Genomic DNA, 23,566 nt, shown 5'->3' with positions numbered 1-23,566 from the left:
ACCTGCAGCAGGCAAAACCCGTCCGGTTTCCAGAATATACCATACTTTTCTGGAAACCGGACGGGTTTTTCTTTTCTCTTATATAAAGCTGTACGCCACAATCCCTACAAACAGTATGACCGTTACCAGCGTATGCACAGACAGGGCTGTCGCCACATACTCTCCGTCCTCTCCCACATCAGAAAAGATCGGAATGATAAAAGGCGCCGGAAGACAGTACAGGATCATCAGGGCGATCTCCAGCTCTTTGTCAAACGCAAACAGGTTGAAAATGATCAGATTACTGAGCACCAGCAGTCCTCCCATAATGAGCAGGCGAAACAGGATCGTCTTTGCCACCGGAACAAAAAGCTCCAGCTTCAGATTCAGCTCGTAGCCTACGATCAGCAGCACGATCGCGCTGACCGGCGCAGTGAGCATCTCGATCACAGCACTTACTGTACTGCCTGCCGGACACGAAAACAGCAGCTTTCCTACGCCTGCCACACCCAGTACAATCCCAAGCGCCATGCCCAGAAAACATTTGTTGGAGAACATATTTTTCAAAAGACCCCGCGCACTTACCCTGCCTCCATCCACAGAGGTCAGCAGGCCCAGCCACACGGTATAAGCAAACACCGTCTGTCCCAGATCTACAGCTGCAAAGCCGGACTGGCTGCCTGCGATCAGTCCATACAGCGTATAGCCCAGCATGCCGCCCTCTGCACTTGCCAGCAGAAAAGGAAGAAATTTTCCATACGGCTTTACAAACCGGCGCAGCGCAAATCCCACCGCGATCGCTGCCCCAAATCCTGCAAATACGACCAGAAACACAACCAGTACCCTGAGGTTATACTCTGCTTTTAGGAAGGCGTTAAAAAGCACGACCGGAAGCATCACATTTCCGATCACTGCTTTTAGTCCCTGAAGCCCTTCCATATTAAAAATCTGTTTTTTATTACACAGGCAGCCGATCGCGATCATTACCAGCACCGGCAGCACCATATTTATCACCTGTAAAGCCATATCTCTCCTCCCGAAAAATCACTTCTTTTGGAATCTGCACATCACGCCGGATGATTCCCTCTTTGTACAGCGGAAAAACGGGATGCCGCAAATTGTTCATTTGCAGCATCCCGCGTTTCTGTCCTTATCAGTGGATCATATCCTGATAGAATTCATATGCCTGTACGTCTGTAAAGCCTTCATGTACTACCTTTGCCACTGCCTGTGCCATCTCAACCGGATGCTCGCTCTGGAAGATATTGCGTCCCATATCAACGCCTCTTGCTCCCTTGGAGATTACTGTGTATGCCAGGGTCAGAGCATCCTTCTCTGCCAGCTTCTTTCCGCCTGCTACAACGATCGGTACCGGGCAGGCTGCCACTACTTCTTCAAAATTGTCACAGTTGTATGTCTTGACAAGCTGTACGCCCATCTCTGCAACAATACGTGTCGCCAGTTTGAAGAAACGGTCTGTACGCTCCATATCCTTTCCTACTGCGACAACGCCGAGCGTAGGGATGCTGTAACGCATACCTGCATTGATCGTTCTGGAAAGATTATCGATACTGGAGAGCTGTCCGTCTGCTCCGATAAAGGTCTGTACTGCCATGCAGTCTGCATTCATACGGATCGCATCCTCGATATCTACAGCTACTACCTCATGTGACAGATCGTCATTGAGCATGGAAGAGCCGGAGCTTACGCGAAGTGCGATACCCTTCGTGATCTGAGGCGGAACACAGGTGCGGATCGCTCCTCTTGTTCCCATAAATACGTCTACATACGGAGCCAGCTTCGGAAGCAGGAGATCAAGTCTCTCCAGTCCGGCTGTAGATCCCATAAAGTATCCGTGGTCAAATGCAAACATTACAGAATTTCCACTCTTTGGATTAAAAATATTGGAAAGGTGCTTCTGCATACCCCAATCCAGATTATTGGCTCCTTTTACATAAAATCCATCTGTATTTCCAAAAGGAACCTCTACATGATAATCTTTTGCTACCTTCAGTCCATCTTTGTCTGCCATGTTTTTACCTCTCTTTGCTTTATATATTATCCATAAAGAAACTGCCGCAACAGTATTCAAATGAAACTATTGCGGCATTCTCTTATGCCTCCAATACTTCCATCATATTCCGTCTGCGGGAATACAACAGGAATCTTTTTTAGAAGTTGTAGTCATCCATATTTGTCTCGTCAAATACTGCGCGCTCCGGAAGCAGAACAACACCGTTGTTTACATCGCCTGTAGCTGCGCCTTCTGCGATACTTTCGTTCGGCTCTACTGTTACATCACCGATCTCCGGGATAGAGATGGTATCGCCAACCTTAACTTCGTTGCCTGCAGCCAGGTATGCAGCTACGTAGCAGCCCATAGCACCCTGGATCTTGCAGTCCCACAGTCCCCACTCATAAAGAACGCCTGCTTTGCAGAATTCTTTGATAGAGTTCGGAGATGCAAATCCTGTGATTGTAATGTCATCTTTTGTCAGCCCTGCGTTCTGAGCAGCCTGGAGCTGTCCCGGAAGAGCTGTGGAGTCGTTGCAGAGGATCAGGTCAATGTCAGAATGATTATCCAGAACAGCTGCGCCTACGTTTACAGCCTTCTCAGAATCCTGCTCACTGTAGTAGTTGTCCGGAGCAACGTTTTCCCAGTTCGGGTAATTCTCTTTGATATAAGCCTCGCCTGCTACCTGCCAGGAGTTCTGGTCTGTAACAGTTGCCTGTGAATAATGCCAGCAGTATTTGATCGGATCTGCTGCCGGGTCTTTGCCGCGCTTTGTCAGTCCGTCAACACCCATGTCAACCAGCATCTTTCCAAGAACTTCCGGTGTACCCTGAGATACCATCAGCGCACGGTCTTCTACATTTGCGTCAGAGTCCCATGTACAAACTGTGATACCCATATCTGCTGCTTCCTTCAGTGCATCAGATACACCTGCTGCATCTACTGTAGAAATACAGATCGCATCTACACCTGTGTTGATCGCCTGGTGGATGACCTCAACCTGCTCAGCAGCACCTGCTACAGAGCTTCCCATGTACTCAACTGTGATGCCCCATTTTTCAGCAAATTCCTGAGCGCCATCGTTTGCAGACTCAAAGAATGCATTTCCTGTTACCTTCGGAATAAACGCAACGGTCATTCCCTCTACACTTTTCTCCTCTGCACCTGCTACCATACCGGCCGTTCCCAACAGCATAGTTGCTGCCAGAGTTGTAGCTAAAGCTTTTTTCATCATAGTTTCTTTTCCTCCTTTAATAATTATATAGTTTTATTATGCCAGAGGTACGTCCGCACGTCCTCCAAACATCATCTTTAAGCAGCCTTTGACTTTTTAAATTTTGCCATCAGCCTGATCACAGAAGAATTTCCTGCTATAGAGCGTCCCAGTACAACGACCAGCAGAAGGATTCCAACCGGAATATCGAGATACTGTGTACCCACCTTAAAGCACAGCGGCAATCCAAAACGCAGCATGCCAATGATCATAGATGCCAGGGCTGTACCGACTACGCTTCCCTTACCGCCCGTACTCAGTGTTCCGCCGAGCACGACAGCTGTGATAATATTCAATGTAAAGTTTGAACCCAGATCGCTCTTCGCACTGCCAAGATAAGAGGTCAGCACGATACCTGCGATCGCTGCGCTGACTGCCGAAAGCACATAAGTGCTCATGATCACACGCTTCGTATTGATTCCTGAGTAGGAAGCTGCCTGCGGATTCACACCTACCAGAAAGACTCTTCTTCCGTACTTCGTTCTGTGCAGCAGGATGTATGCGAGCACAGCCAGGATCAGAAAGATCACGAGCTGACTTGGCACGATTCCAAAAAACTTATACTTTGCAAGTATACGGAAGGAATCCGGAAATCCGCTGATACCCTGATAGCTGGCTGTAGAAGCCAGATTGGAGATCAGCAGCGCGATACCTGCATAGAGGAAGCTGCCGCCCAGCGTCACCACCATGGCCTGCACACCGCAGTAAGCGATAAAGAATCCCGAAAGAGCGCCGCAGATCGCCGCTACTACGATCGCGATCAGAACAGCCACCCAGATATTGCAGCCGAAATCCTGCCATGACACGCCAATGATGATTGAGGTCAGTCCGACAATGGCACCGGCCTGGATGTCGATACCTCCCGTGATCATAACGAAGGTCACAAATAAGGAAATGATACAGATAGACATAAAGTCATTCATACTGTTGAGCAGCAGAGCCGGTCTTAAAAACTTTGCATTCGCAGCTCCGAAAATAATGAACTCTGCCGCCATGATGCAGATCAGCACCATTTCCCAGCTTTTCAAAAAGTGTTTCATCTTATCGGAAAAGGATTTATTCATGATTATTTATTTCCTCCTTCCCCCGCAGCAGCTGTTCTTGCTGCCAGTCTCTGTCTTCTGTTCTTTTCTGCATTTCTTCTCTGCATCAGGGCGTCTGCGACTACGATCGTGATCAGCATTACGCCGGTGATCGTGTTATCGTATGTCGAGCCGAGCTCCATAAATACCAGAAGACGGCTGATACTTGCCATGATCACTGCGCCGATCGAAGCGCCGATCACGCTGCCCACACCACCGGAAAGACTGATGCCTCCCAGCACGCAGGCTGCCACTGCCTTCATCTCATAACCGTTTCCGGACATCGCTGTGACGAATCCGATACGCGATGCAAATACAATTCCTGAAATCGCTGCAAAGATACCACAGATCACATATGCAGCCACTCTTGTCCCCGTAGCCGGGATACCTACCAGCGCCGCGCCTGCCGGATTATCACCGACCGCGATAAAATAGCGTCCCCGCTTCGTGTGTTTCAATAATATATGTACTGCGATCACCATGATCACTGTCACGACAAAGATCACACTGATATGACCGAAAAGCTCTGCGCTGTAGAGCTGCTTAAAGTCTGCCGGAAGGTTTTCCACCCATGCGCCCTGCGTATAAACATACATCATGCCTCGCATCACGCCGTTCGTTCCCAGCGTAAAGATCAGGGACGGAACACCCATCACAGAAACACCCCAGCCGTTAAACAGACCGATCAGCGCGCCGATCAGGATACCTGTCGCAAAAGCAAGCGCCCAGTTCTGTCCGTCTCTTAACATACTGGCTACTACTGTAGCTGTAAAACCAAGGTTCGCACCCACGGATACATCGATCTCTCCGATAAAAATAGCAAACGCCATACCTACGGAAATGATAATGTATACCACACTGTCATTAAAACAGGAAATGATATTTTCTGAGGTCAGGAAGCTGGGGTTGATCAGCCCGACTACTGCAAACAGGGCGATCAGAAACAGAAAGCTGCTGACTTCTCTTGTCTTTACGATCTTTTTCATGCTCCCACCTCCGCATTTTTCGTGATACCAAAGGAAGCGGACATCAGAGTATCCTGATTGATCTCATCACCTGTGAACTCTCCATTGATCCGTCCCTGGCAGACTGTCATGACACGGTCTGATAATTCTATGATCTCTTCCATATCAGAGGAGATCAGCAAAACGGCAACGCCCTGCTCACGCAGCTCATGGATGATCGAATACACATCTCCTCTGGCTGCGGCGTCGATTCCTCTGGTCGGCTCATCGAGGATGACCAGCTTTGGTGAGGTGGAAAGGCATCTTCCGATGACTACCTTCTGCTGATTTCCTCCGGAAAGGCTGCCTACCAGCTGCTCCTGCCCGGTCACCTTGGTGCGGAAATCATCAATGTATTTCTGCGTCATCTGGTACTCTTCCTTCCTATTTAAGAAGAACTTGCCCATAGCAGGATTTGCGAGCATTGCGCTTGAAGTATTTACTGCAATATCACTGATCTTAAACAATCCGTGATAATGACGATCCTCCGGCACATAATTCAGTCCCGCCTCGATCACCTTTCTGGTGGAAAGTCCTGTGATATCTTTTCCATCCAGAATCACCTTTCCAGAAAGTACTTTGTCCTTTCCAAAAATCGTAGTGGCAAGCTCTGTTCTTCCGGCTCCCACCACGCCTGCCAGTCCGAGGATCTCACCCGGATATACCTTCAGAGAAATATCCGTAAATCCATAGCCGCTTAAGCTCTGTACCTCAAATACCGGCTTCTGATGTGTATAATCAACCTTTTTCAGATGCTCCTTGATCGTATCTTCCTTTTCCTGCGCATCCGGAGGAAGCAGTCCCTTTACCAGCATCTCTCTGGTAAACTCGCTCACCTTTCCGCATACCGGCACCTTTCCGTCGCGCATGATAGCTACATCTGTAGCGATCTCAAACACCTCTGCCAGACGGTGGGTGATGTAGATGATACCGATCCCCTTTGCCTTCAAATCCTCTACACATTTAAAGAGGCTCTCTACCTCATCAAATGTCAGAGCACTCGTCGGCTCATCCAGGATCAGGATCTGTGCCCGGCGCAGCAGACCGCGCAGGATCTCTACCATCTGCTGTTCTGCGATGGACAGGCTGCCTGCTTTTCTGTTCAGATCAAGCTTCCAGCCCACACTGTCGATCAGCTCCACCAGCTCCTTATGCAGATCCGCCTTCTTTTTGTCAAAGCCGATCTCTATATTTTCCTCTACTGTCATATTCGGAAACAGCAGCGGCTCCTGCGGAACCATATAAATGCCGCTTGCGAGAGCTGCACTGGTCTTGTTTGAAGTAACTTTCTCGCCTTTTACGTAGATCTCTCCGCTGTCGTGCTGGTAGATACCCATGATGATCTTCATCAGTGTACTCTTTCCTGCTCCATTTCCTCCGATCAGCGCCAGGACCTCACCCTCGTTTAAATCAAGGCTGATGCCTTTTAGGACCTCATTCAGGCCAAAAGACTTGTATATATTCTTGATATTTAAAAGCGCTTTTGCTGGCAAAACCTTCCCTCCTTTAACAAATGTTGCAATCAAAAAATAATGTTAAATGTACTATACGATAATTTGCGGCTTTTGTCAACCATAATCTTTGTCGTATTTTTCTATATGTAAACCGTTTTGAATATTTTTTTTGTATAAAAATTATTATGCTTTTTCCATAAATAATAGGTCATTGGGCATTGACAGGCTTTGTTTTTCATGATACACTTTTGCTATAAAAATGAACTTCTGATTTTTTCCAGAACTTTTGTTAAATGAAAGGAGTGACAGTATGACCGGAGGATACGATTACGAGGAGATTTTGCTGGTCAAGACTGCCTGGTTTTACTATATCGGAGGGTTTACCCAGCAGGAGATCGGAGAATATCTGGGCATCCCGCGGCTTCGTGTAAACCGTCTGCTGGATAAAGCCCGCAAAAACGGTATCATCCGTTTTTCTATCCGTGAAAATGACAGCAATCGTATGGAGATCGAGCAGGAGCTGATCAAGCGCTTCCATCTGAAGGACGCTTTCGTTGTCCCCTCCCCGATCAACGGCAGAGATGTCAATGAGGGCGTAGCGCAGGCCGCCGCCATGTATCTGTGCGAACATCTCGATCAGAACAGCTACATTAATATGGGATACGGCGATACGACAAGCAGGATCTTAAATTACCTGTCAAATTCCTCGCAGTTTCCTGTAAATGTTGTTTCGCTTACCGGCGGAGTCAACTACTATCTTCCAAATACCCGATCCAGCATCTTTAATGCCAGACTTTACCTGACTCCGGCGCCTCTTCTTATGAAAAGCGCAGAAATGGTCAGTGCGATCGAACAGGAGCCAAGCGTAGAGCAGATCCTTAATATGACGACTCTGGCGCAGCTGTCTGTCGTGGGGATCGGCGGTATGGATGAAAATGCTACGATTGTCACCAATGGAATGCTTTCCAGCAACGATTTCCTGCTGCTGTCCATGAAAGGCGCGGTAGGAGATATCCTGTGCCACTTTATTGATAAGGACGGAAATCTTGTCCCGTCTGACATCGAAGGCCGTCTGATCAGTACTCCTCTGGAAAAGCTGAAGGCGCTTGGAAATACCATCGGTGTAGCTGCCGGAGAGACAAAGGTCGCCGCTATCTCGGCTGCGCTCAAAGGCGGATACCTCAATACACTGATCACAGACGAAAATACCGCATCACAGGTGCTTGCTCTGGCATAGACACCGCGGTATCTCTTCTTTTCTTTTGCAGACGTAATATTTTTAGCATAAGGTGTTATCACCAGTTCATTCTATTATCATTTATAAGGAGGGTTTTATGGCTGAACAATTTTTATTGGCAATTGATGCCGGTACCGGAAGCGTCAGAGCCGTCCTCTTCGATCCGGAGGGGAACCAGACAGGCTGCGTACAGCGGGAATGGGAGCACAAAGAAGATCCGCGTTACCCGGGCAGCATGGATTTCGACTGGGTACATAACTGGGAACTGGCAAGTGAATGTGTGCGCGGCGTGATCGAGCAGACCGGGATCCGCCCGGAGCAGATCCTGGCCATCTCCACGACATGTATGCGTGAGGGCATCGTTCTCTACGACAAGGATGGGAACGAGATCTGGGCCTGCGCCAATGTAGACGCCCGCAGCGACGACGAGGTGGGCCGGCTGATCCAGATGGATCCGCAGATGGAAAAAGACATTTACTTAAAGAGCGGACAGACCTATGCGCTCGGCGCGCTTCCGCGTCTGCTCTGGGTAAAAGAAAAGATGCCGGAGGTATACGAAAAGGTAGCAACCATCGGCATGTTCAATGACTGGCTGATCAAAAAGCTCACAGGGGTAGAAGCAATCGAGCCGAGCAATGGCTCCACCACTGGTATCTTTGATCTCAAAAGCCGCAGCTGGGACGCTTCCATTACACGCAAATGTGGTCTGAAGGACGATATTTTCCCACCTGTCATGGAATGCGGCAGCATCATTGCAAAGGTAAACGAAAAAGGAGCCGCTGATACAGGACTGGCAGTCGGTACTCCTGTCGTAGTCGGCGGCGGAGACTGCCAGCTCGGCACGATCGGTGTAGGCGCCACCAGCCCGAATCAGGCAGCTGTCTTCGGAGGCAGCTTCTGGCAGTACGAGTTCAACACAGACAACGGGGCGACTGATCCGCAGTGCCGGGTGCGTGTAAACTGTCACGCCGTTCCGGGTGTATGGCAGTACGAAGCGCTTGCCTTCAAGCCGGGACTCGTGATGCGCTGGTATCGCGACGCATTCTGCCAGGCTGAAAAGGAACTGGCAAAGGCAACCGGTGAGGATCCCTACAACCTGATGAACAAAGAGGCAGAAAAAATCCCTGCCGGCTGCTACGGAATGATGTGTACCTTCAGCGATGTGATGAACTTTATCAACTGGAAGCACGCAGCTCCTACATTTACCAACTTCGAGCTGATCCCGGAAAAGTTTAACCGCTATACCTTCTACCGGGCGATTCTGGAGAACACCGCCCTTCTCGTGAAGGGACATATGGAGCTGGTAAAAGAAGCGACCGGGAACATGCCTTCCGAGGTGATCTTCGCAGGCGGCGCCTCCAAGAGCCCGCTCTGGTCCCAGATTCTGGCAGACGTACTCGGCATGCCGGTCAGAGTTCCTGTCGTAAAAGAAGCGACAGCTCTGGGCGCAGCCATTCTGGCAGGATACGGCGTAGGCCTCTACTCCAGTATTGAAGAAGGCGCAAAGCGCACCGTAAAATGGGATCGCTGCTTTATGCCGGATATGGAAAATCATAAGGTCTACACAGAAATGTACCAGACCTGGCGCAAGGTCTATGCAGCCCAGCTTGCCCTTGTAAACGAGGGGCTCACAAAACCAATGTGGGTTGCTCCCGGTCTGTAAACTACAGACAGGCATGCATATCAATAAAATCTGAGAGGAGAACACGATTATGTATATTGTTGATGAAAAAGACAGAGAGTATCGCTTCAAAGACAGCGGTCCCAAATATCTCATGAAAGGGCCACGCATGAATTTTGCAGTCGTACAGTTCATGCCGGGACAGGATTTCAAAGCACATTACCACAATGTGATGGAAGAGAATTTCTATATTCTGGAAGGTGAGATCGACATCGTTGTAGACGGCGTAGTAAATCATCTCTATCCGGGACAGTTCATCCACATTGAGCCGGGTGAGATCCACTACTGCATCAATAACTACGACAAACCGATCAAAATGATCTCTACACTGGCTCCGTTCCAGGAAGTAGATAAAGTAGACGTAGAAAACTATACGTATTAAAAAACATCCCCCTCTGCAAGAAGCGGCGCACGCGTCTCTTCCCACAGAGGGGATTTTCAATTATTAAATAGTGCTGCAAAATCTGCCAGAGGTCTATTTTGCAGCACCATAACAATTCCTACAGTCCGCGATAGCGGCACAGACATGCAAGGATCTCCTGTCTGCGCACCGCAGCGGCTGCGCCTGCGCCATAATTCTTCGGCGTCACACTCAGGATCCCTTCTTTTTCTATCTTATGCGATACGTCACGTGCAAGCTGTGACGCACTCTTTTTCCCATCTGCCATACGTTCCAGCACATACTGCATGATATAAGCAAGCGCCGCGCTCTGGCTCTCATCTACAATCTGCTCCATATAGCGCAAATCAATCTCCATTCGGTCCAGGCTGATCGAGTCCCAGCCATGTACGCGCACCTTCTCGACCCTCTTTTTCGCCACACGCTTTCTGACCCATATCTTTTTTCCGGCATGCTCCTGCGTCAGAGCTACCGCAAGCTCCTTTGCCCGGGCTGTCACATCACGTGCCACATAGCAGTCCATCTGAAGCACCGTATCCGCAACCGTCAGAAAATCACCGGAGCTGCCCGCCACAAGTACCGTCGATACGCCAAGATCTTCATAGAGACTGCGCACCTTTCGGATAAACGGTGTGATCGGCTCTTTCTCATCGGATACAAGCTGCGCCATCCGGTCATCACGGATCATGAAATTCGTCGCTGACGTATCCTCATCGATCAAAAGTACGCTGCTTCCGCTCTCGAGCGCTTCCACCGTATTTGCCGACTGCGAGGTACTGCCGCTTGCATTTTCCGTAGAGAAGCACGTCGTATCTGCCTTTGTCGGAAGATTGCTGATAAACATGGAAATATCTGTCTCGTGAACACAGCGTCCTTCTTCTGCGCGCAGCTTATATGCGCTCTCCTGCGTGATCACAAACTCGCGTCCATCTCCCTTTATGTGATTATACACACCGCGCTCCAGCGCTTTTAACAGTGTGGATTTTCCATGAAAACCGCCCCCTGCGATCACCGTGATCCCGCGTCGTATCCCCATACCGCGCAGCGGCCCCTGATGCGGGAGCTGCAGCGTCACTGCCAGAGTGTCCGGGCTTTTGAAGGCGACTGCCTGTTTCATCGGGCGCTGCGACACACCGCTCTCTCTTGGCAGTACAGCTCCATCTGCCACAAAAGCGACAAGTCCTCTTCGTTCAAGCTCCTCCCGTATAAACTGCTGATCATCTGCCAGCTCCACCGCCGCCGCGAGCTCCTGTACACCTGAAAAGGTCCGCTTTGCGACTGTCGGCAGCAGATCAAACAGGATCTCCTCAAGCGCTCCCGCTGCGATCGTCCGACCAAAAGCCGGAAATCCCACCTCTATCCTTGCCACGATCTCTGTGGCAGTGACATGCATCGCGGTCCGCTCCAGCACCTCCTGCCCCGCACGGCACGCCGTCACAAGTCCGCTCTTTCCAGAACCTTTTCTTCCTCCGTCCATGCAGGCGCGCAGATTCCTGTGAAGCCTGCGCAAAAGCGCATCCTCTACGGCAATCCTCCTGTGTCTGCTTTCCAGATATTCTGCCGGAATGCTGCCTTTGTTGTCATAAACGATCCGCACGCGCGATGGTGTTGCAAACGGATCGCCCTGCACATGATCAATGCACAGCCGATATGTACGGAAATCATATTCTCCCTCCAGCACTTTATACGCCTTATAGCTCTTATGATCGATCTGGCGAAGCTGCATTCTAAGCTCCTGCTGCGTCTTCATGAAACTGCTCCCTCCTGTATCCTTTTTCTTTCTTACAAAACGTGAAATGCCCCGTCGGGCGCTCCTATTATATCATGGGGAAAGCGAAAAGTCACTTCCCCCAGCGCATATAAAAATGCAGCAGACCACCCAGCGTCTTGCCGGCTGCCATAGCAAGGATCACCCAGCTTACTCCCTTTGTAATCCCAAGTCTCCTGAAATAGACCGGAAATACGTTGATGACCTCCGCAAGCGCCATGATCCAGCCGCCGACAAACATCCCCATAAACAGACCGCCCAGCCCGAGTATCCACGCGCCCGCTGCGAGCCTTACATCAAATACGGTAAGGATTGTTCCCGCCAACGCGCCGAGCAGGATCGCATCCTCATAATATCGGATATGCTTTGCTGTATGTGTCACACCGATAAACCGCGTGATGATCCCGAGTCCGATCATCAGCGCCACCTCTCCGCCCGCTACAATAAAGCCGGAGGCAAATCCAGTCACTGCCAGTAAGATATGCTCCATATCCATCCGTTCCTTTGCGAAATATTATTTTGTAGTTTTCTTTGCGTTGCGCCCGCTCGATTCGATCATTGTGGTATCGACCTCATCCTCATAGGTCCGCATTTCTACCTCAAGCGGAGTAGGATCTGATACACATCTTCTGCGTGCGAAGTGATGGAAGAAAATCAGGATCCCCATGCCGACCCCAATGCAATAGCTGACCTCGAGCAGCGTAAAGCCTCCTGAGGTTTCACCCGTCACTGTTTCATAGAGCTGTCCAAACAAAGCTGTGACACTGACATCATTATTAAATGCCATGATAGAAAATGCTGCTCCGAAAAAAGCAAGCAGGCAGACGAACCCTGTTTTCATCCAGCTTACTGCCATCCCCCACGGTTTTTCCTCTTCCACTGTTAAAATAAAATCCGCTTCTCCCAGACTCGTGACTTCAAGCTCCGGATAAACTTCATGAATGACCGCTATCACATCAAGAACAGAAAATACATAGCGGCCCGGGCCTTTGATCTGCCCGGTCGGCAGGCGCAGTGTTTTGACTCTGTTCTCGATCGTCTTTGTACTGCAGCTGATCCCCGCAATATCGCCCAGCATGACGTGGTCTGTTTTTATCTGCATGTTTTTATCCAGCTTCAGATACAATGTCTCTCCTGCCATCGTCATCCCTCCTCATGCGGCAAAGCCCGTACTGCGCATTGCACCCGCCCTGCATCATACTCCTCTTTGCTTACCAGCACCGCATCCTCATACGGCTCTCCCATGTACTCCGTCACATACCAGGCTGCTCCTGCAAAAAGCAAAAGGAGCAGGATCAACGTCACATATCTCATCAGAAATTTCCGACTCATCGCATTTCCCTCCATTTACTGATCAGACCATAGTATGACCAGTCGAAGGAAATTTTATACATTACAGATACCGGATCAGTTCCTGCGCCTCCCGAAGCGTCCTGCACTGTCCGCAGGCTGTCATGGCATACAGCGCCGCTCCGTAAGATGCTTCTTCCTTATGCGCCGGTATCTGCATCCTCATCCCAAAGGCATCCTCAAAAATCTTCTGTAAATGGCGGTTTTTGCGCAGTCCGTTCCCGCTCCCTATCAGATACTGCGGCCTTGCAGCGCCCTGACCTCGCATCTGCTCATAAAATCCAGTCAGCTCCTGCGCCATCCCTGCAAGTACTCCATAAATAAATTCTTCCGGTGTAAAATTCAACAGCGTCAGCCCGCTGATACAGCCGGTAAGCTCCGGCTCTTCCCTCGTCCCGCAAAAGCTTGTGCGAAACTGCAGACTGGAATCTCCACCTGCAGCTCCGCTGCCAGCAGCGTCCCCGAATGCCTTTGCAGCCGCCTCCCTTTGGGCCAGGATCTCATCCATCTTCTGGTACAGGCTCCCCGGATCCTCCCCGGTCATCAGCATCACCGTCCGGCGCAGAAACTGCTCCATAGCCGCATACGCTCTGCCGCCGCACAGACTGGAGCCGACAAGCAGATAAGCATCTCCCGTCACCGGCCGCAGCTCCACATGCTTCGCATCGATCCAGTGATCTGCCCCCACAGAAACCTGTGCCCCTGTACCCACATTGATCAGAACACTCTTTTGCACATCCTTTACCGAACCGATCACACTCGCCTGATTATCGCCGACTCCTGCACTGACTGCTATGCCTTGTGGTGTGTATCCCAGCAGGATACAGCCATCCTGGCACTGCGGAAGATAGGATTCCTCCATTCCTGCACGTTTTATCGCATCTGTATCAAAACGGCTGTTCTTTATATCAAAGCACCCAAAGCTCGCAGCCGTAGAGGATGTGACAAGCGGTTCCCGGCGGCCTGCCAGACGCATCCCGATATAATCGTGGATCGCACAAAAATGTACCGCCTGCTCCGGTATCTGATGGTGTATCGTCTGATAATAGTGCGTGGTCAGACCAAATCCGGACGCCATCGCAAAGCCGGTCCGGTCAGAGAGCTGCTGCACATACGTCTGCCCGGTTGCCTGATCCGTCTCATTTCCCCTCTCATCCTGCCACGTATACAGCGGACTTACTGCACAGCCCTGCGCATCTGTATACACAATCCCGTGCATCTGTCCCGTCAGACCGATGCAGCAGATGTCCGAAAAATGCTGTAAAAACTGGTGGTACATCCCCTGTACCAGCTCCCAGATCCGCTGCGCGTCCTGAAGCCGCTCGTACGGCTTCCCCGATATCCCGGAGTCATTATCCAGCGTACATACCTCTGCCACTTCCCCTGTCTGCATATCCAGCACAATGCCGCAGACCGTAGTCGTCCCAATATCAATTCCTATCGCCTTCATATTCTTTTCCTCCTAAATTAAATAGTCCGAAGCAGCCAGCTGCCCCGGACCATCTGTATATTGTAGTGTTTGAAGATTTCCTACATAAAAATATATTTCAAAATAAACAGCACCGCCAGAACGATCATCACAGGTCCTGTCTTTTTGCGTTTTCCTGTCACAAGATTCAGCGCTACATAGGAGATCACTCCCATTGCGATGCCCTCTGAAATGCTGTAGAAAAACGGCATTGCTATGATACAGATAAATGCCGGGATTCCCTCTGTCGCATCCTTAAAATCAATCTCGGTCACTGCACCCAGCATGTAAAATCCGACAATGATCAGCGCCGGAGCTGTCGCAAATGACGGGATCGCCAAAAAGATCGGTGAGAGGAACAGGGACAGCAGGAACAGAATACCCGTTGTCAGAGAGGTAAGCCCTGTGCGTCCGCCCTCTGATACACCGGAGGCACTCTCTACAAATGTGGTGACAGTGGAAGTGCCAAGCACTGCGCCTGCTGTCGTACCGATCGCATCCGCCATCAGCGCGCCCTTGATGCGCGGGAGCTTTCCGTCCTTATCCAACATGTCTGCTTTTGAAGCTACGCCGATCAGCGTACCGATCGTATCAAAAATATCTACAAACAGAAAAGCAAATACAATAACGACAAATTCCAGAATATGCACCCCGGCAAATGAAAACTTTGCAAAGATCGGAGCCAGGCTCGGTATGGAGATCCCGCCGGAAAAATCCGGGAGCAGACTGTAAAAGCCAAGCTCTGCATTCGGCACATACACGCCGGCAAGCTGGCAGATAATGCCAAGCCCCCATGTGATGAGAATACCCCAGAGGATATTTCCCTTCACATTCTTTGCAACCAGGATCCCGGTGATGATCACGCCGATGATCGCCAGAAGCACTGTGATGCCTGCATCGTTAAAGGTTGCTTTTACCTCTCCCAGGGTCTGATTATAGCCCTCAAGTGAAAAGAGGCTCAGAAGCGTGGAGCCTCCGATCACGATCTTTGCGTTCTGCAGTCCGATAAATGCAATAAACAGGCCGATGCCGACGCTGACCGCTTTTTTCAGATTGAACGGGATCGCATTAAAAATCGCCTCACGCACATTAAATACAGACAGAAGGATAAAGATCAGGCCTTCTACAAGGACTGCCGCAAGCGCTACCTGCCACGAATACCCCATGCCAAGCACAACAGTATAAGCAAAATATGCGTTCAGTCCCATACCCGGAGCGAGCGCAAAGGGATAGTTGGCAAAGAGCGCCATACACAGCGTACCGATAAATGCTGCTACGGCAGTTGCTGTAAATACAGCTCCGTGGTCCATACCCGCCGCTGAGAGTATGTTCGGATTGACTGCCAGGATATACGCCATGGTCATAAATGACGTAATCCCGGCCATGATCTCAGTCTTTACATCCGTGTGATTTTCTTTCAGGTGAAATATCTTATCCAGGTTCATAACATCCTCCGTTTCTCAAACATCTTTTCTCTTATTCCGGTATTTCTGTAAGTATTTCTAATTTAAAGCCTTCCCACATATCGGCCGATACATTCCAGTCGCGCAGCTCTGTGACGATCTTGTGATAAAACGCCTGACCGCCCCGGACAATGTCGTAAGTCAGCATATCGACTCTCGCCTCCATATGACGCCCAAAGCTGCAATTTCTGACGTCCTCCGGTCCGTAGCTGTCGTGCGTGCCGTCCGGCCAGAAAATGTACAGCTTCGGCACCGCCTCCTGCGCATCGCCGTCCACTCCCGCCAGAGAAAGGAACCTTCTGCCTTCCTCCTCATAGCCTGTGTATACGTGCGCATAGCGCCATACAGTCCTTGTAAAATCAGAGACACGAAACGGCGCGAGCCATTCCTCATCCATCATCCCGTCCGGCGTCTCCTTTGAGAGGATCACAATGATCGGGAACTGACGCTCCTTATCGCGAAGCGCAGTGATCAGCTCATCGAAACGTTCCTCCCGCAGCATACGGCGTTTGTTCAGGCAGTTGACGCCGTTGAAGATGCCGACGCTGTCTACGATCATCTTATAGTAGCCCGGATAGCTGAAAAAGATCCCGGCTCCCTCCTGCACATAATGATCATCGTACTCCGGCTCCGCATAGCCATTGCATACCTTCAGCAGGATCCTCCCCTGCTGATCCGGCTCCAGCGCCGCCTCCGAATACCAGATCCTTCCTCCGACACTCAGATCCATATGGCGCACATGCATATTCATCCGGCAGCGCTTCCGGTCATAATTGATGGATACATGATAGGCCAGGATATCTGCATGGTAGGTCGTCACGCTCTGCGGCATGTTCTTAAACAGTACGCCGTATTTTCGGACGATCCATCTGTAGATGCAGTCCGCAGACCGCTCAAAGATCAGCTCCGGCGTGACTGGCGCATCGGTCTTCAGCCTGCTCCCGTCCACCTGCGTGCACATCTGAAATACCGTATGGCGCGTCAGCGGACGCAGCTCATAATACCTCGATTCTGCAAGGCTTTCCTCCCGTCCGTCATTGTAAACATCCCGCTGCTTAAAGATCGCAGACAGCCGCGCGTCATGGAACTGGCTGTCATTTAGCAGCGCCACGATCGTGTTTGCATTGATCGGGATCTTTCTGCTGCGCCGCATCAGCTGCTCTACAAGCAGAGGGCGCGGCGTTTTATAGATTCTTTTTGCCAGATTATCCACACGGTCCATGTCCTTATCAAGCAGCTCCTCGACCTCCGGATAAAGAGATGAGGTGCCAAGCTTGAGCCGGAAATGGCTCTTGATCATATCACTCCAGCGCCCTGCCTTGTACAGCTCATGCCCCAGATCCTCAAAGAGCGTGACCATCGACTTGTCACACAGCTCCAGCGTAGCCAGAATACTGTTCAAGTATCTGGAAAAGCCCGGAAAATGATTCCACAGCTCCTCTCCTTTATAGCGCATGTCGTGCTCGATCTCATGCCAGCCCTCAAAAAACATCGTCTTGATCTGTATCTCAAAGGTATCGTCAATGTACATCTCCCACGTCTCCGCAGAGATCTCATCCTTTAAATACCCGGGAAGACGAAATACACCATTTAGCTTTGTCTGCTTAAACTCTGCCTCGCTGCGCTTCGAGGTCGACCATCCGACCACCTCGAACGTATTTTCCATGATATGGCGGCAGATCTCTATATCATCATCAAAATAAAGATTGATGCGCACGCCGACCAGATCCTGCAGCTTGCGGTGCGCTCCGTATTCCTTTAGTTCAAACTTATTTGCCATGGAGGAAGCTGTCTTGATCCTCGAAAATACCCGAAAGTAAAGACCGCACTGCTCCAGCCGGTGCGTAATGATCCGCTTTAAGTCCTGCTCCACTACGGCGGGGACATTGACGGCTGCCGCCAGCTCCTCCTTTGTAAAAATTACCCGTTCCTGTTCCTTCAATAGCAACACCACCATCTTATCTTTCACATTCTGACCTGAACGAAATCGCCTCGCCAGGTGCTCTTAGTATTATACCATAATCCCTGAAAATGAAAAAGACCCGCTTCCTATTTTCTGTCACTTTTCTCCAAAGCGCTCCGAAGCCCTTCCCCTGCCGGATCCGTCCGGACCGCCTCTGCTTTTCCTGCCAGCCGATATCCGGCGCTACGCGCCGCGCTCTGCCTCTCTTAGCTTTTTTAAGATCCGCTTTTCTGCGCGCGACACCTGCACCTGTGTCATGCCCAGCCGCTTTGCCACCTGTACCTGCGTCTGCTCCTCAAAATAACGCAGACGGATCACCTCCTGCTCATCCTCAGACAGCAGCTCCAAAAGCTGTGCCAGAAGCATCCGGTTGAGCAGCGCCTCATTATGATCCTCGCGGTCTGCCAGCCGGTCGCCCAGGAGCACCGGCGTCCCGTCTCCGCTGTAAATGGTCTGACTAAGCGACTCTACCTCGGAAACTGCTTCCATCGCCATTGCCAGATCCTCCCTGCTGATCCCCGTCTCCTGTGCGATCTCCTCCATCGTAGGCTCCGTCCCTTTTTGTTTTTCCAGCGCTTCCCTTGCCCGAAATGCCTTTGCCGCCGCCTCCTTCAGGATACGGCTGACCTTGACGATCCCGTCATCGCGCAAAAAGCGTCTGATCTCTCCTGTGATCATTGGTACTGCATACGTAGAAAACCGCACATCGTAAGAAGTATCAAAGTGATCGATCGCCTTTAAAAGACCGATGCTTCCGATCTGCACCAGATCCTCCTGTTCGCAGCCGCGCCCCAAAAAGCGTCGTACTACTGTATATACCAGCCCCATATTTTCTTCTACTAACTGTTCTCTGGCGCTTTTATCCCCTTCGTGTACCCGTTTCAGCAGCTCCAGGGTTTGCTCCATCTGCCAGACCTTTCCTTTCTATTCTTCTCTGTCATGTGAGATCCGCTTTGTCATCCTCACCTGCGTCCCCTCTCCGGGAACAGACGTCACCTCAACGTGATCCATGAATGCCTCCATAAAAGCAAAGCCCATCCCGGCGCGGTCGCATTCTGCCTTTGTCGTATAGAGCGGCTGCATCGCCAGAGCCACATCCGGGATCCCGCGCCCGAAATCCTGCACCTCCACATAAAGCTCCTCTCCCTCGATCCGGCAGGAGATCACAATCGTTCTCACCTTTCCTTCATACGCATGGATGATCGCATTCGTCACCGCTTCTGACACAGCGGTCTTGACGTCCGCCACCTCCTCCAGCGTCGGATTGAGCTGTGTCATAAACGCCGCCACTGCCACGCGGGCAAAGCCTTCATTGCAGGAACGGCTGTCAAACTCCAGTTTCATCTGATTTTGCTGCATTCTCCTCTCCCCCCTGTCTTAGCACAGATGCATCTGCTGCGGAATTCCCTCATATATATCAATCACCTTGTAGATCCCCGACAGCGTCAATATCCTGCGCATCTGCTCGCTGACACAGACAGCCGCCACCATTCCGCCCATAAAACGCATCGTCTTATATCTGCCGATGATCATCCCGATCCCTGAGCTGTCCATAAAGACCGTGCGTGAAAAATCAAACAGCACGCGCCGTATGTTTTTCGTGCGTATCAGCTGATCTGCCTCCTTTCGGATCTGCTCCGAATTGTGGTGATCCAGCTCAGCCGGCAGATGCACCGTCATTGTTGTACCTGAAATTGTAAATACCTGTTCCATTTCAAACGTATCCTCCCGCTATAAAATCTGATCTGCAGCGCCTCCCGAAAGCATCTGGCAGCCGCATTTTCTTATTCCGACTGTTCCGTACTGCAAGAAAAAGGGACGCCGCAGACGCCCCGGAATACAGCCCTCCATCCCTTTGGATATTTCTGTATTCTGAAGCCCCCTGCAACATCCCCTGCTCCGAGGTTTCTCCCCTGGATCACATCAGTCACATCTGACTGTAACGCTCCTGCGGCATCCCGGTCCCTGTCATCCGGGTCCCTGTCATTCCTGTCCCGGCAAAAGATTTCCGTCTACATCGTACTGCTTGCCAGTTGTCGGATCTGTCCATGCCACATACGCATCATCATTTCCGTAAATCGTTATATCGTCATCTCCTGTATTTCCTGCATCCGCTGCAGGCGTGCTGCCTGCGTCTGTCTGCCCGGTACTGCCTGTATCCGCTCCCTGCGGATTTCCATCTGCTCCGTTCGCGCCCGCGCCCAGACCGCTCAGATCAGCAGCAGCCGCATCCGGGTCTGCCGGATCTGTGGAAGTAATATACCCCTGTACACTTGCCGCCTTATCCGGGAAGTGCTTCACGATCTGGTTAAACGCGGCGTCCGCCTGCTTCGTATCTCCCTGGAAGTAATATGCCATCCCCAGATAAAGCAGTGCATCCGCATGATTTGCGTTTGTGCGCTCCGGGTCATTCTCTACTGCTTTTTTCAGCTGTTCTGCGGCTGTCGCATAATCGCCGCCCGCATAGGCCGTCGTACCGGCGGTATAATACTGCGTAAACAGACTGCTCTTTACCTGACCGCTCAGGGAATCATACAGCGTTTTTGCGTTATCTGTGAAATCCTCGCCATTTAAGTTCGCGATCATACTGGCTGCGCCCGCCTGGTCTCCTGTCACGTAGAGATTCGCGACTGCCATCAGATCCTCATAGCTTTGTGCCTTTGCAAGCGCATCGTCTCTGTCCTTTTCCGCAAGCTCGGCCTGCTCTACATAGCCGTCGATCTCGTCCTGCAGTTCCTGTACCTTTACAGACTCTGTGGCAAGCTTTGTATTTGCATCTGTCACCTGGCGGTTTGCCTCATCATTGACAGCCTGACGGTTCGCCGGCACGACGAGGAACCAGACGATCGCTCCGCCCAGCAGGATCCCCAGGATAATATTGATCATTGTAGCGATCGTAGAGCTGTCGCGGAATGTCGTCGGCTGAATGACCATCTCCGTACCGCTCATATAGCGCAGGGTGCCGGATATCCGGTCCTCCGTATCCTTTTCCTGCCGCTTGTACTTTTTCCCGAAGTTTGTCCCCTTTCCGGTCGCCTCCTCGATCTCCTGTATGTAGCGCAGTGTCGTTGTATTCGTTGTATCGATACGCGCCGCCTTTTTCAAAAGCTTTCTGGCGCGCTCATACTCCTGCCGCTTCATATACAGCAGCGCAAGGAGCTGATACGCCTTGACCAGCTTCGGATTCTGGCTGATCACCTTCTTCAGCTGGATGATCGCCATGTCCTCATTGTCCTCGCGACAGTACATCACGGACTGGTTATACTTGCGGATCGTCTGATTGATCGTATCAAGACGGTTTTTATTATTCTGGAGCTGATCCAGGTAATAGTCCGCCTGATTTGCCTCCGGCTGCAGATTTTTGCTGACTACCCACTCGCACAGCGCGGACACTGCCTCGCCCGTCTCATAATAACAAAGTCCGAGAAGGTTCCTTGCGTCTGTGTTGTTTTTGTTGAATTTCAGACTGCGCTTCAGACAGGTGATCGCTCCTTTCATATCCCTGATCAGCGCCTTTTCCAGCCCCTCATTATACAGCAGATTGGAAATCCGCACGATCCTTTTCTGGATCGTCACATCGGCTCCGCAGCCCGGACAGTAGTCGATCGCGGCCAGAGGGGTATTACAGTATATACACCTCATGAATTCCCCTGCCTTTTGTTCTTCTTTTCTTCCTTGAGCATTTCCTTCAGAATATCTGTCACATCCGTCAGATCGCGGCTGTAGATCGCATCTTCTGCCTCGTTGACGTCCATGCTCGGATGAAATTTCTTCAGTTCTTCCTCATAATTGATCATATGTAACTCTCCTTTTATCTGCGGGCGAGGATCGCCTTCAGCTCCCCGATCAGATACAGGGAACCGACACAAAACAGCATGCTGTCGCCGCGTCTTGCAAGTGCCGTTTCAAACGCTTCTGCGACGTCCTCCCTGACAAGGACCTCCGTCTTTGTATACTTTCTGAACTCATCTGCCAGCTCCTGTGCAGAAACGACACGCGCCCCTCCGACCTGTGTGACGACAATGGATATCGGAGAAGTGCTCTCACAGATCGTCCGGATCATTTTTTCATGCTCCTTCTCCACAACAGCTGAGAACAGCAGCGACACCGGTCTGTGCTTCTCCACATCGCTCATCGTGCGGATAAACTCATGGATCCCGTCGTCATTATGAGCGCCGTCAAATACAACGCCCGGCAGGACCGTCTCCATGCGCCCCTGCCACCTGGTCGCGGCGATCCCTCTGACCACCTGCTCATCACTGATCGTCCGGCACGGGTCGATCACCCGAAGCGCCGCCATCGCCAGAGAGCTGTTGGTGACCTGGTACTCAGCCAGATACGGCACAGTAACCTTCAGATTCTCATACAGCTCGGTCACTGTGTGCACGCCCTCCCCCGCGTCTGTATTCTTTTTATCATACCTGCTATTGAAGATAAAATCAATGCTTTTATCCGTTTTTCCAGTGATTTCACGCATAGAAGCATCGTAGCGGTATGCCGGAGCATGCAGCTTTTCTGCCTGCGCAAGGATCACCTGCTCGGACTGCGGATTGCGTCCGTCGTAGATGACCGGCACGCCTTCCTTTATAATGCCTGCTTTCTCTGCCGCGATCTTTTCCACCGTATCTCCCAGATACTCCATATGGTCGAGACTGATCGTCGTCAGTACGCAGGCAACTGGCTTTTCTACGAGATTCGTCGCATCCAGTCTTCCCCCAAGTCCTGTCTCCAGCACAAGATATTCGACCCGGGATGCGTCAAAGATCAAAAGCCCCGCAGCAAACAAAAGCTCAAAATACGCCGGATGCGCAAATCCGTCCCGCATCATCTCATCTACTTCTTTTTTGATACGGACAAACGCATCCGTAAACAGCTCATGCGACACCTGCTCTCCATTTATCTGGAAGCGCTCCGTGATATCGACCAGATGCGGAGAGGTAAAAAGTCCCGTGCGCTTTCCCGCAAGCGTCAGGATCGAAGATAAAAATGCACAGACCGATCCTTTTCCATTTGTCCCTGCCACGTGGATCACCTTCATCCGCCGCTCCGGGTGCCCGATCCTGCGCAGCAGCTCGCGCGTATTCTCCGGCCCGTTCTTTTTTGTAAACTTTGGTACTTCTTCTATGTAAGCAACAGCATCTTCAAAATTCATGTTCTCATTCGCCTCTTTTTCATTTTCCATTTCCTGCAATATGCCAGCGGCATCCTTAATCAATATACCACAGCACTCTTATTATTCAAGAAATTTTTTTCGCATCTTACGCCAAAATTCTGTAGATTTCCTTAAAATTTTTTTCAGGCGGATTCTGCTGTAGACACCCTATCTCATTAATGGTATAATGGGAACACTCAATAAACCGAAGCGCAGTGACCGGTGATTTTAGCAGGCATCCTGATCATGACAGTTGTGCCATACGTTCGCTGAACGAG

22 protein-coding genes are annotated in these 23,566 nt (G+C 50.9%); 3 read left to right on the top strand and 19 right to left on the bottom strand.

Translation table 11 applies throughout. The features are described from left to right. Positions 1-78: 78 nt before the first annotated feature. The 6 genes from QOX44_RS15005 to QOX44_RS14980 all read right to left on the bottom strand — a co-directional run bounded on the left by QOX44_RS15005 (position 79) and on the right by QOX44_RS14980 (position 6,845). Positions 79-1,005, bottom strand: a complete 927-nt coding sequence (locus tag QOX44_RS15005) for an AEC family transporter (RefSeq protein ID WP_283684281.1) — start codon at positions 1,003-1,005, stop codon at positions 79-81. 127 nt (positions 1,006-1,132) lie between these two features. Continuing rightward, a complete protein-coding gene (gene lsrF, locus QOX44_RS15000) occupies positions 1,133-2,011 on the bottom strand; it encodes a 3-hydroxy-5-phosphonooxypentane-2,4-dione thiolase (RefSeq protein ID WP_283684280.1) in 879 nt (292 codons plus the stop codon). A 139-nt stretch (positions 2,012-2,150) separates the two neighbouring features. Beyond that, positions 2,151-3,227: a substrate-binding domain-containing protein gene (locus QOX44_RS14995; RefSeq protein WP_283684278.1), complete on the bottom strand. Its 1,077-nt coding sequence runs from the start codon at positions 3,225-3,227 to the stop codon at positions 2,151-2,153. Positions 3,228-3,304: 77 nt separating this feature from the next. Next, positions 3,305-4,330, bottom strand: coding sequence for an ABC transporter permease (locus QOX44_RS14990; RefSeq protein WP_283684277.1), 1,026 nt, complete (start codon positions 4,328-4,330; stop codon positions 3,305-3,307). A 2-nt stretch (positions 4,331-4,332) separates the two neighbouring features. Beyond that, entirely contained in the window at positions 4,333-5,334 is a 1,002-nt protein-coding gene (locus QOX44_RS14985) for an ABC transporter permease (protein WP_283684275.1), read from the bottom strand. Then, complete coding sequence (locus QOX44_RS14980; RefSeq protein ID WP_283684273.1) at positions 5,331-6,845, bottom strand: sugar ABC transporter ATP-binding protein; 1,515 nt, start codon at positions 6,843-6,845, stop codon at positions 5,331-5,333. Before QOX44_RS14980 ends, QOX44_RS14985 begins: the two co-directional genes overlap by 4 nt. A gap of 271 nt (positions 6,846-7,116) precedes the next feature. On the opposite strand from QOX44_RS14980, the gene QOX44_RS14975 reads away from it, so the two are divergent. The 3 genes from QOX44_RS14975 to QOX44_RS14965 all read left to right on the top strand — a co-directional run bounded on the left by QOX44_RS14975 (position 7,117) and on the right by QOX44_RS14965 (position 10,106). After that, the gene (locus tag QOX44_RS14975; protein WP_283684271.1) at positions 7,117-8,043 is read left to right on the top strand and encodes a sugar-binding transcriptional regulator; all 927 of its coding nucleotides are present in this window, start codon (positions 7,117-7,119) and stop codon (positions 8,041-8,043) included. A gap of 97 nt (positions 8,044-8,140) precedes the next feature. After that, positions 8,141-9,706 carry an autoinducer-2 kinase gene (lsrK, locus tag QOX44_RS14970; protein ID WP_283684270.1) on the top strand — a complete coding sequence of 522 codons (1,566 nt, stop codon included), beginning with the start codon at positions 8,141-8,143 and terminating at the stop codon, positions 9,704-9,706. A 49-nt stretch (positions 9,707-9,755) separates the two neighbouring features. Next, entirely contained in the window at positions 9,756-10,106 is a 351-nt protein-coding gene (locus QOX44_RS14965; protein ID WP_283684269.1) for a cupin domain-containing protein, read from the top strand. 118 nt (positions 10,107-10,224) lie between these two features. On the opposite strand, the gene QOX44_RS14960 is transcribed toward QOX44_RS14965, so the two are convergent. The 13 genes from QOX44_RS14960 to QOX44_RS14900 form a co-directional block, all read right to left on the bottom strand. After that, positions 10,225-11,874, bottom strand: coding sequence for an ABC-ATPase domain-containing protein (locus QOX44_RS14960; protein ID WP_283684268.1), 1,650 nt, complete (start codon positions 11,872-11,874; stop codon positions 10,225-10,227). Positions 11,875-11,965: 91 nt separating this feature from the next. Next, the gene (locus QOX44_RS14955; protein ID WP_283684266.1) at positions 11,966-12,382 is read right to left on the bottom strand and encodes a stage V sporulation protein AB; all 417 of its coding nucleotides are present in this window, start codon (positions 12,380-12,382) and stop codon (positions 11,966-11,968) included. 24 nt (positions 12,383-12,406) lie between these two features. Next, positions 12,407-13,033 carry a stage V sporulation protein AA gene (locus QOX44_RS14950; protein ID WP_283684265.1) on the bottom strand — a complete coding sequence of 209 codons (627 nt, stop codon included), beginning with the start codon at positions 13,031-13,033 and terminating at the stop codon, positions 12,407-12,409. Between the two features lie 2 nt (positions 13,034-13,035). Further along, a complete protein-coding gene (locus QOX44_RS14945; RefSeq protein ID WP_283684264.1) occupies positions 13,036-13,224 on the bottom strand; it encodes a hypothetical protein in 189 nt (62 codons plus the stop codon). Positions 13,225-13,285: 61 nt separating this feature from the next. After that, positions 13,286-14,692 (bottom strand): sedoheptulokinase, encoded by a 1,407-nt coding sequence (locus QOX44_RS14940; protein ID WP_283684262.1) that lies wholly within the window; start codon positions 14,690-14,692, stop codon positions 13,286-13,288. Positions 14,693-14,772: 80 nt separating this feature from the next. Continuing rightward, positions 14,773-16,155, bottom strand: a complete 1,383-nt coding sequence (locus QOX44_RS14935; protein WP_283684261.1) for an NCS2 family permease — start codon at positions 16,153-16,155, stop codon at positions 14,773-14,775. Positions 16,156-16,186: 31 nt separating this feature from the next. Then, positions 16,187-18,115 carry a hypothetical protein gene (locus QOX44_RS14930; protein ID WP_283684259.1) on the bottom strand — a complete coding sequence of 643 codons (1,929 nt, stop codon included), beginning with the start codon at positions 18,113-18,115 and terminating at the stop codon, positions 16,187-16,189. Positions 18,116-18,319: 204 nt separating this feature from the next. Further along, the gene (locus QOX44_RS14925) at positions 18,320-19,042 is read right to left on the bottom strand and encodes a SigB/SigF/SigG family RNA polymerase sigma factor (RefSeq protein ID WP_283684258.1); all 723 of its coding nucleotides are present in this window, start codon (positions 19,040-19,042) and stop codon (positions 18,320-18,322) included. An 18-nt stretch (positions 19,043-19,060) separates the two neighbouring features. Further along, positions 19,061-19,495, bottom strand: a complete 435-nt coding sequence (gene spoIIAB / locus QOX44_RS14920; protein ID WP_283684256.1) for an anti-sigma F factor — start codon at positions 19,493-19,495, stop codon at positions 19,061-19,063. A gap of 18 nt (positions 19,496-19,513) precedes the next feature. Further along, a complete protein-coding gene (locus QOX44_RS14915) occupies positions 19,514-19,849 on the bottom strand; it encodes an STAS domain-containing protein (RefSeq protein ID WP_283684254.1) in 336 nt (111 codons plus the stop codon). Between the two features lie 270 nt (positions 19,850-20,119). Then, complete coding sequence (locus QOX44_RS14910; protein ID WP_283684252.1) at positions 20,120-21,778, bottom strand: tetratricopeptide repeat protein; 1,659 nt, start codon at positions 21,776-21,778, stop codon at positions 20,120-20,122. Continuing rightward, positions 21,775-21,933: a hypothetical protein gene (locus QOX44_RS14905; RefSeq protein WP_283684249.1), complete on the bottom strand. Its 159-nt coding sequence runs from the start codon at positions 21,931-21,933 to the stop codon at positions 21,775-21,777. The genes QOX44_RS14910 and QOX44_RS14905 overlap by 4 nt, the downstream gene beginning before the upstream one ends. Before the next feature lie 14 nt (positions 21,934-21,947). Continuing rightward, positions 21,948-23,288, bottom strand: a complete 1,341-nt coding sequence (locus QOX44_RS14900) for a bifunctional folylpolyglutamate synthase/dihydrofolate synthase (protein WP_283684247.1) — start codon at positions 23,286-23,288, stop codon at positions 21,948-21,950. Between the last annotated feature and the right edge of the window lie 278 nt (positions 23,289-23,566).

Origin of the sequence: Parablautia sp. Marseille-Q6255 (genome assembly GCF_951230155.1) — a bacterium.
Classification (GTDB): domain Bacteria; phylum Bacillota; class Clostridia; order Lachnospirales; family Lachnospiraceae; genus Choladousia.
Note: the sequence above shows the minus strand (reverse complement) of the source record. Positions and strands in the feature narration are given on the sequence as shown.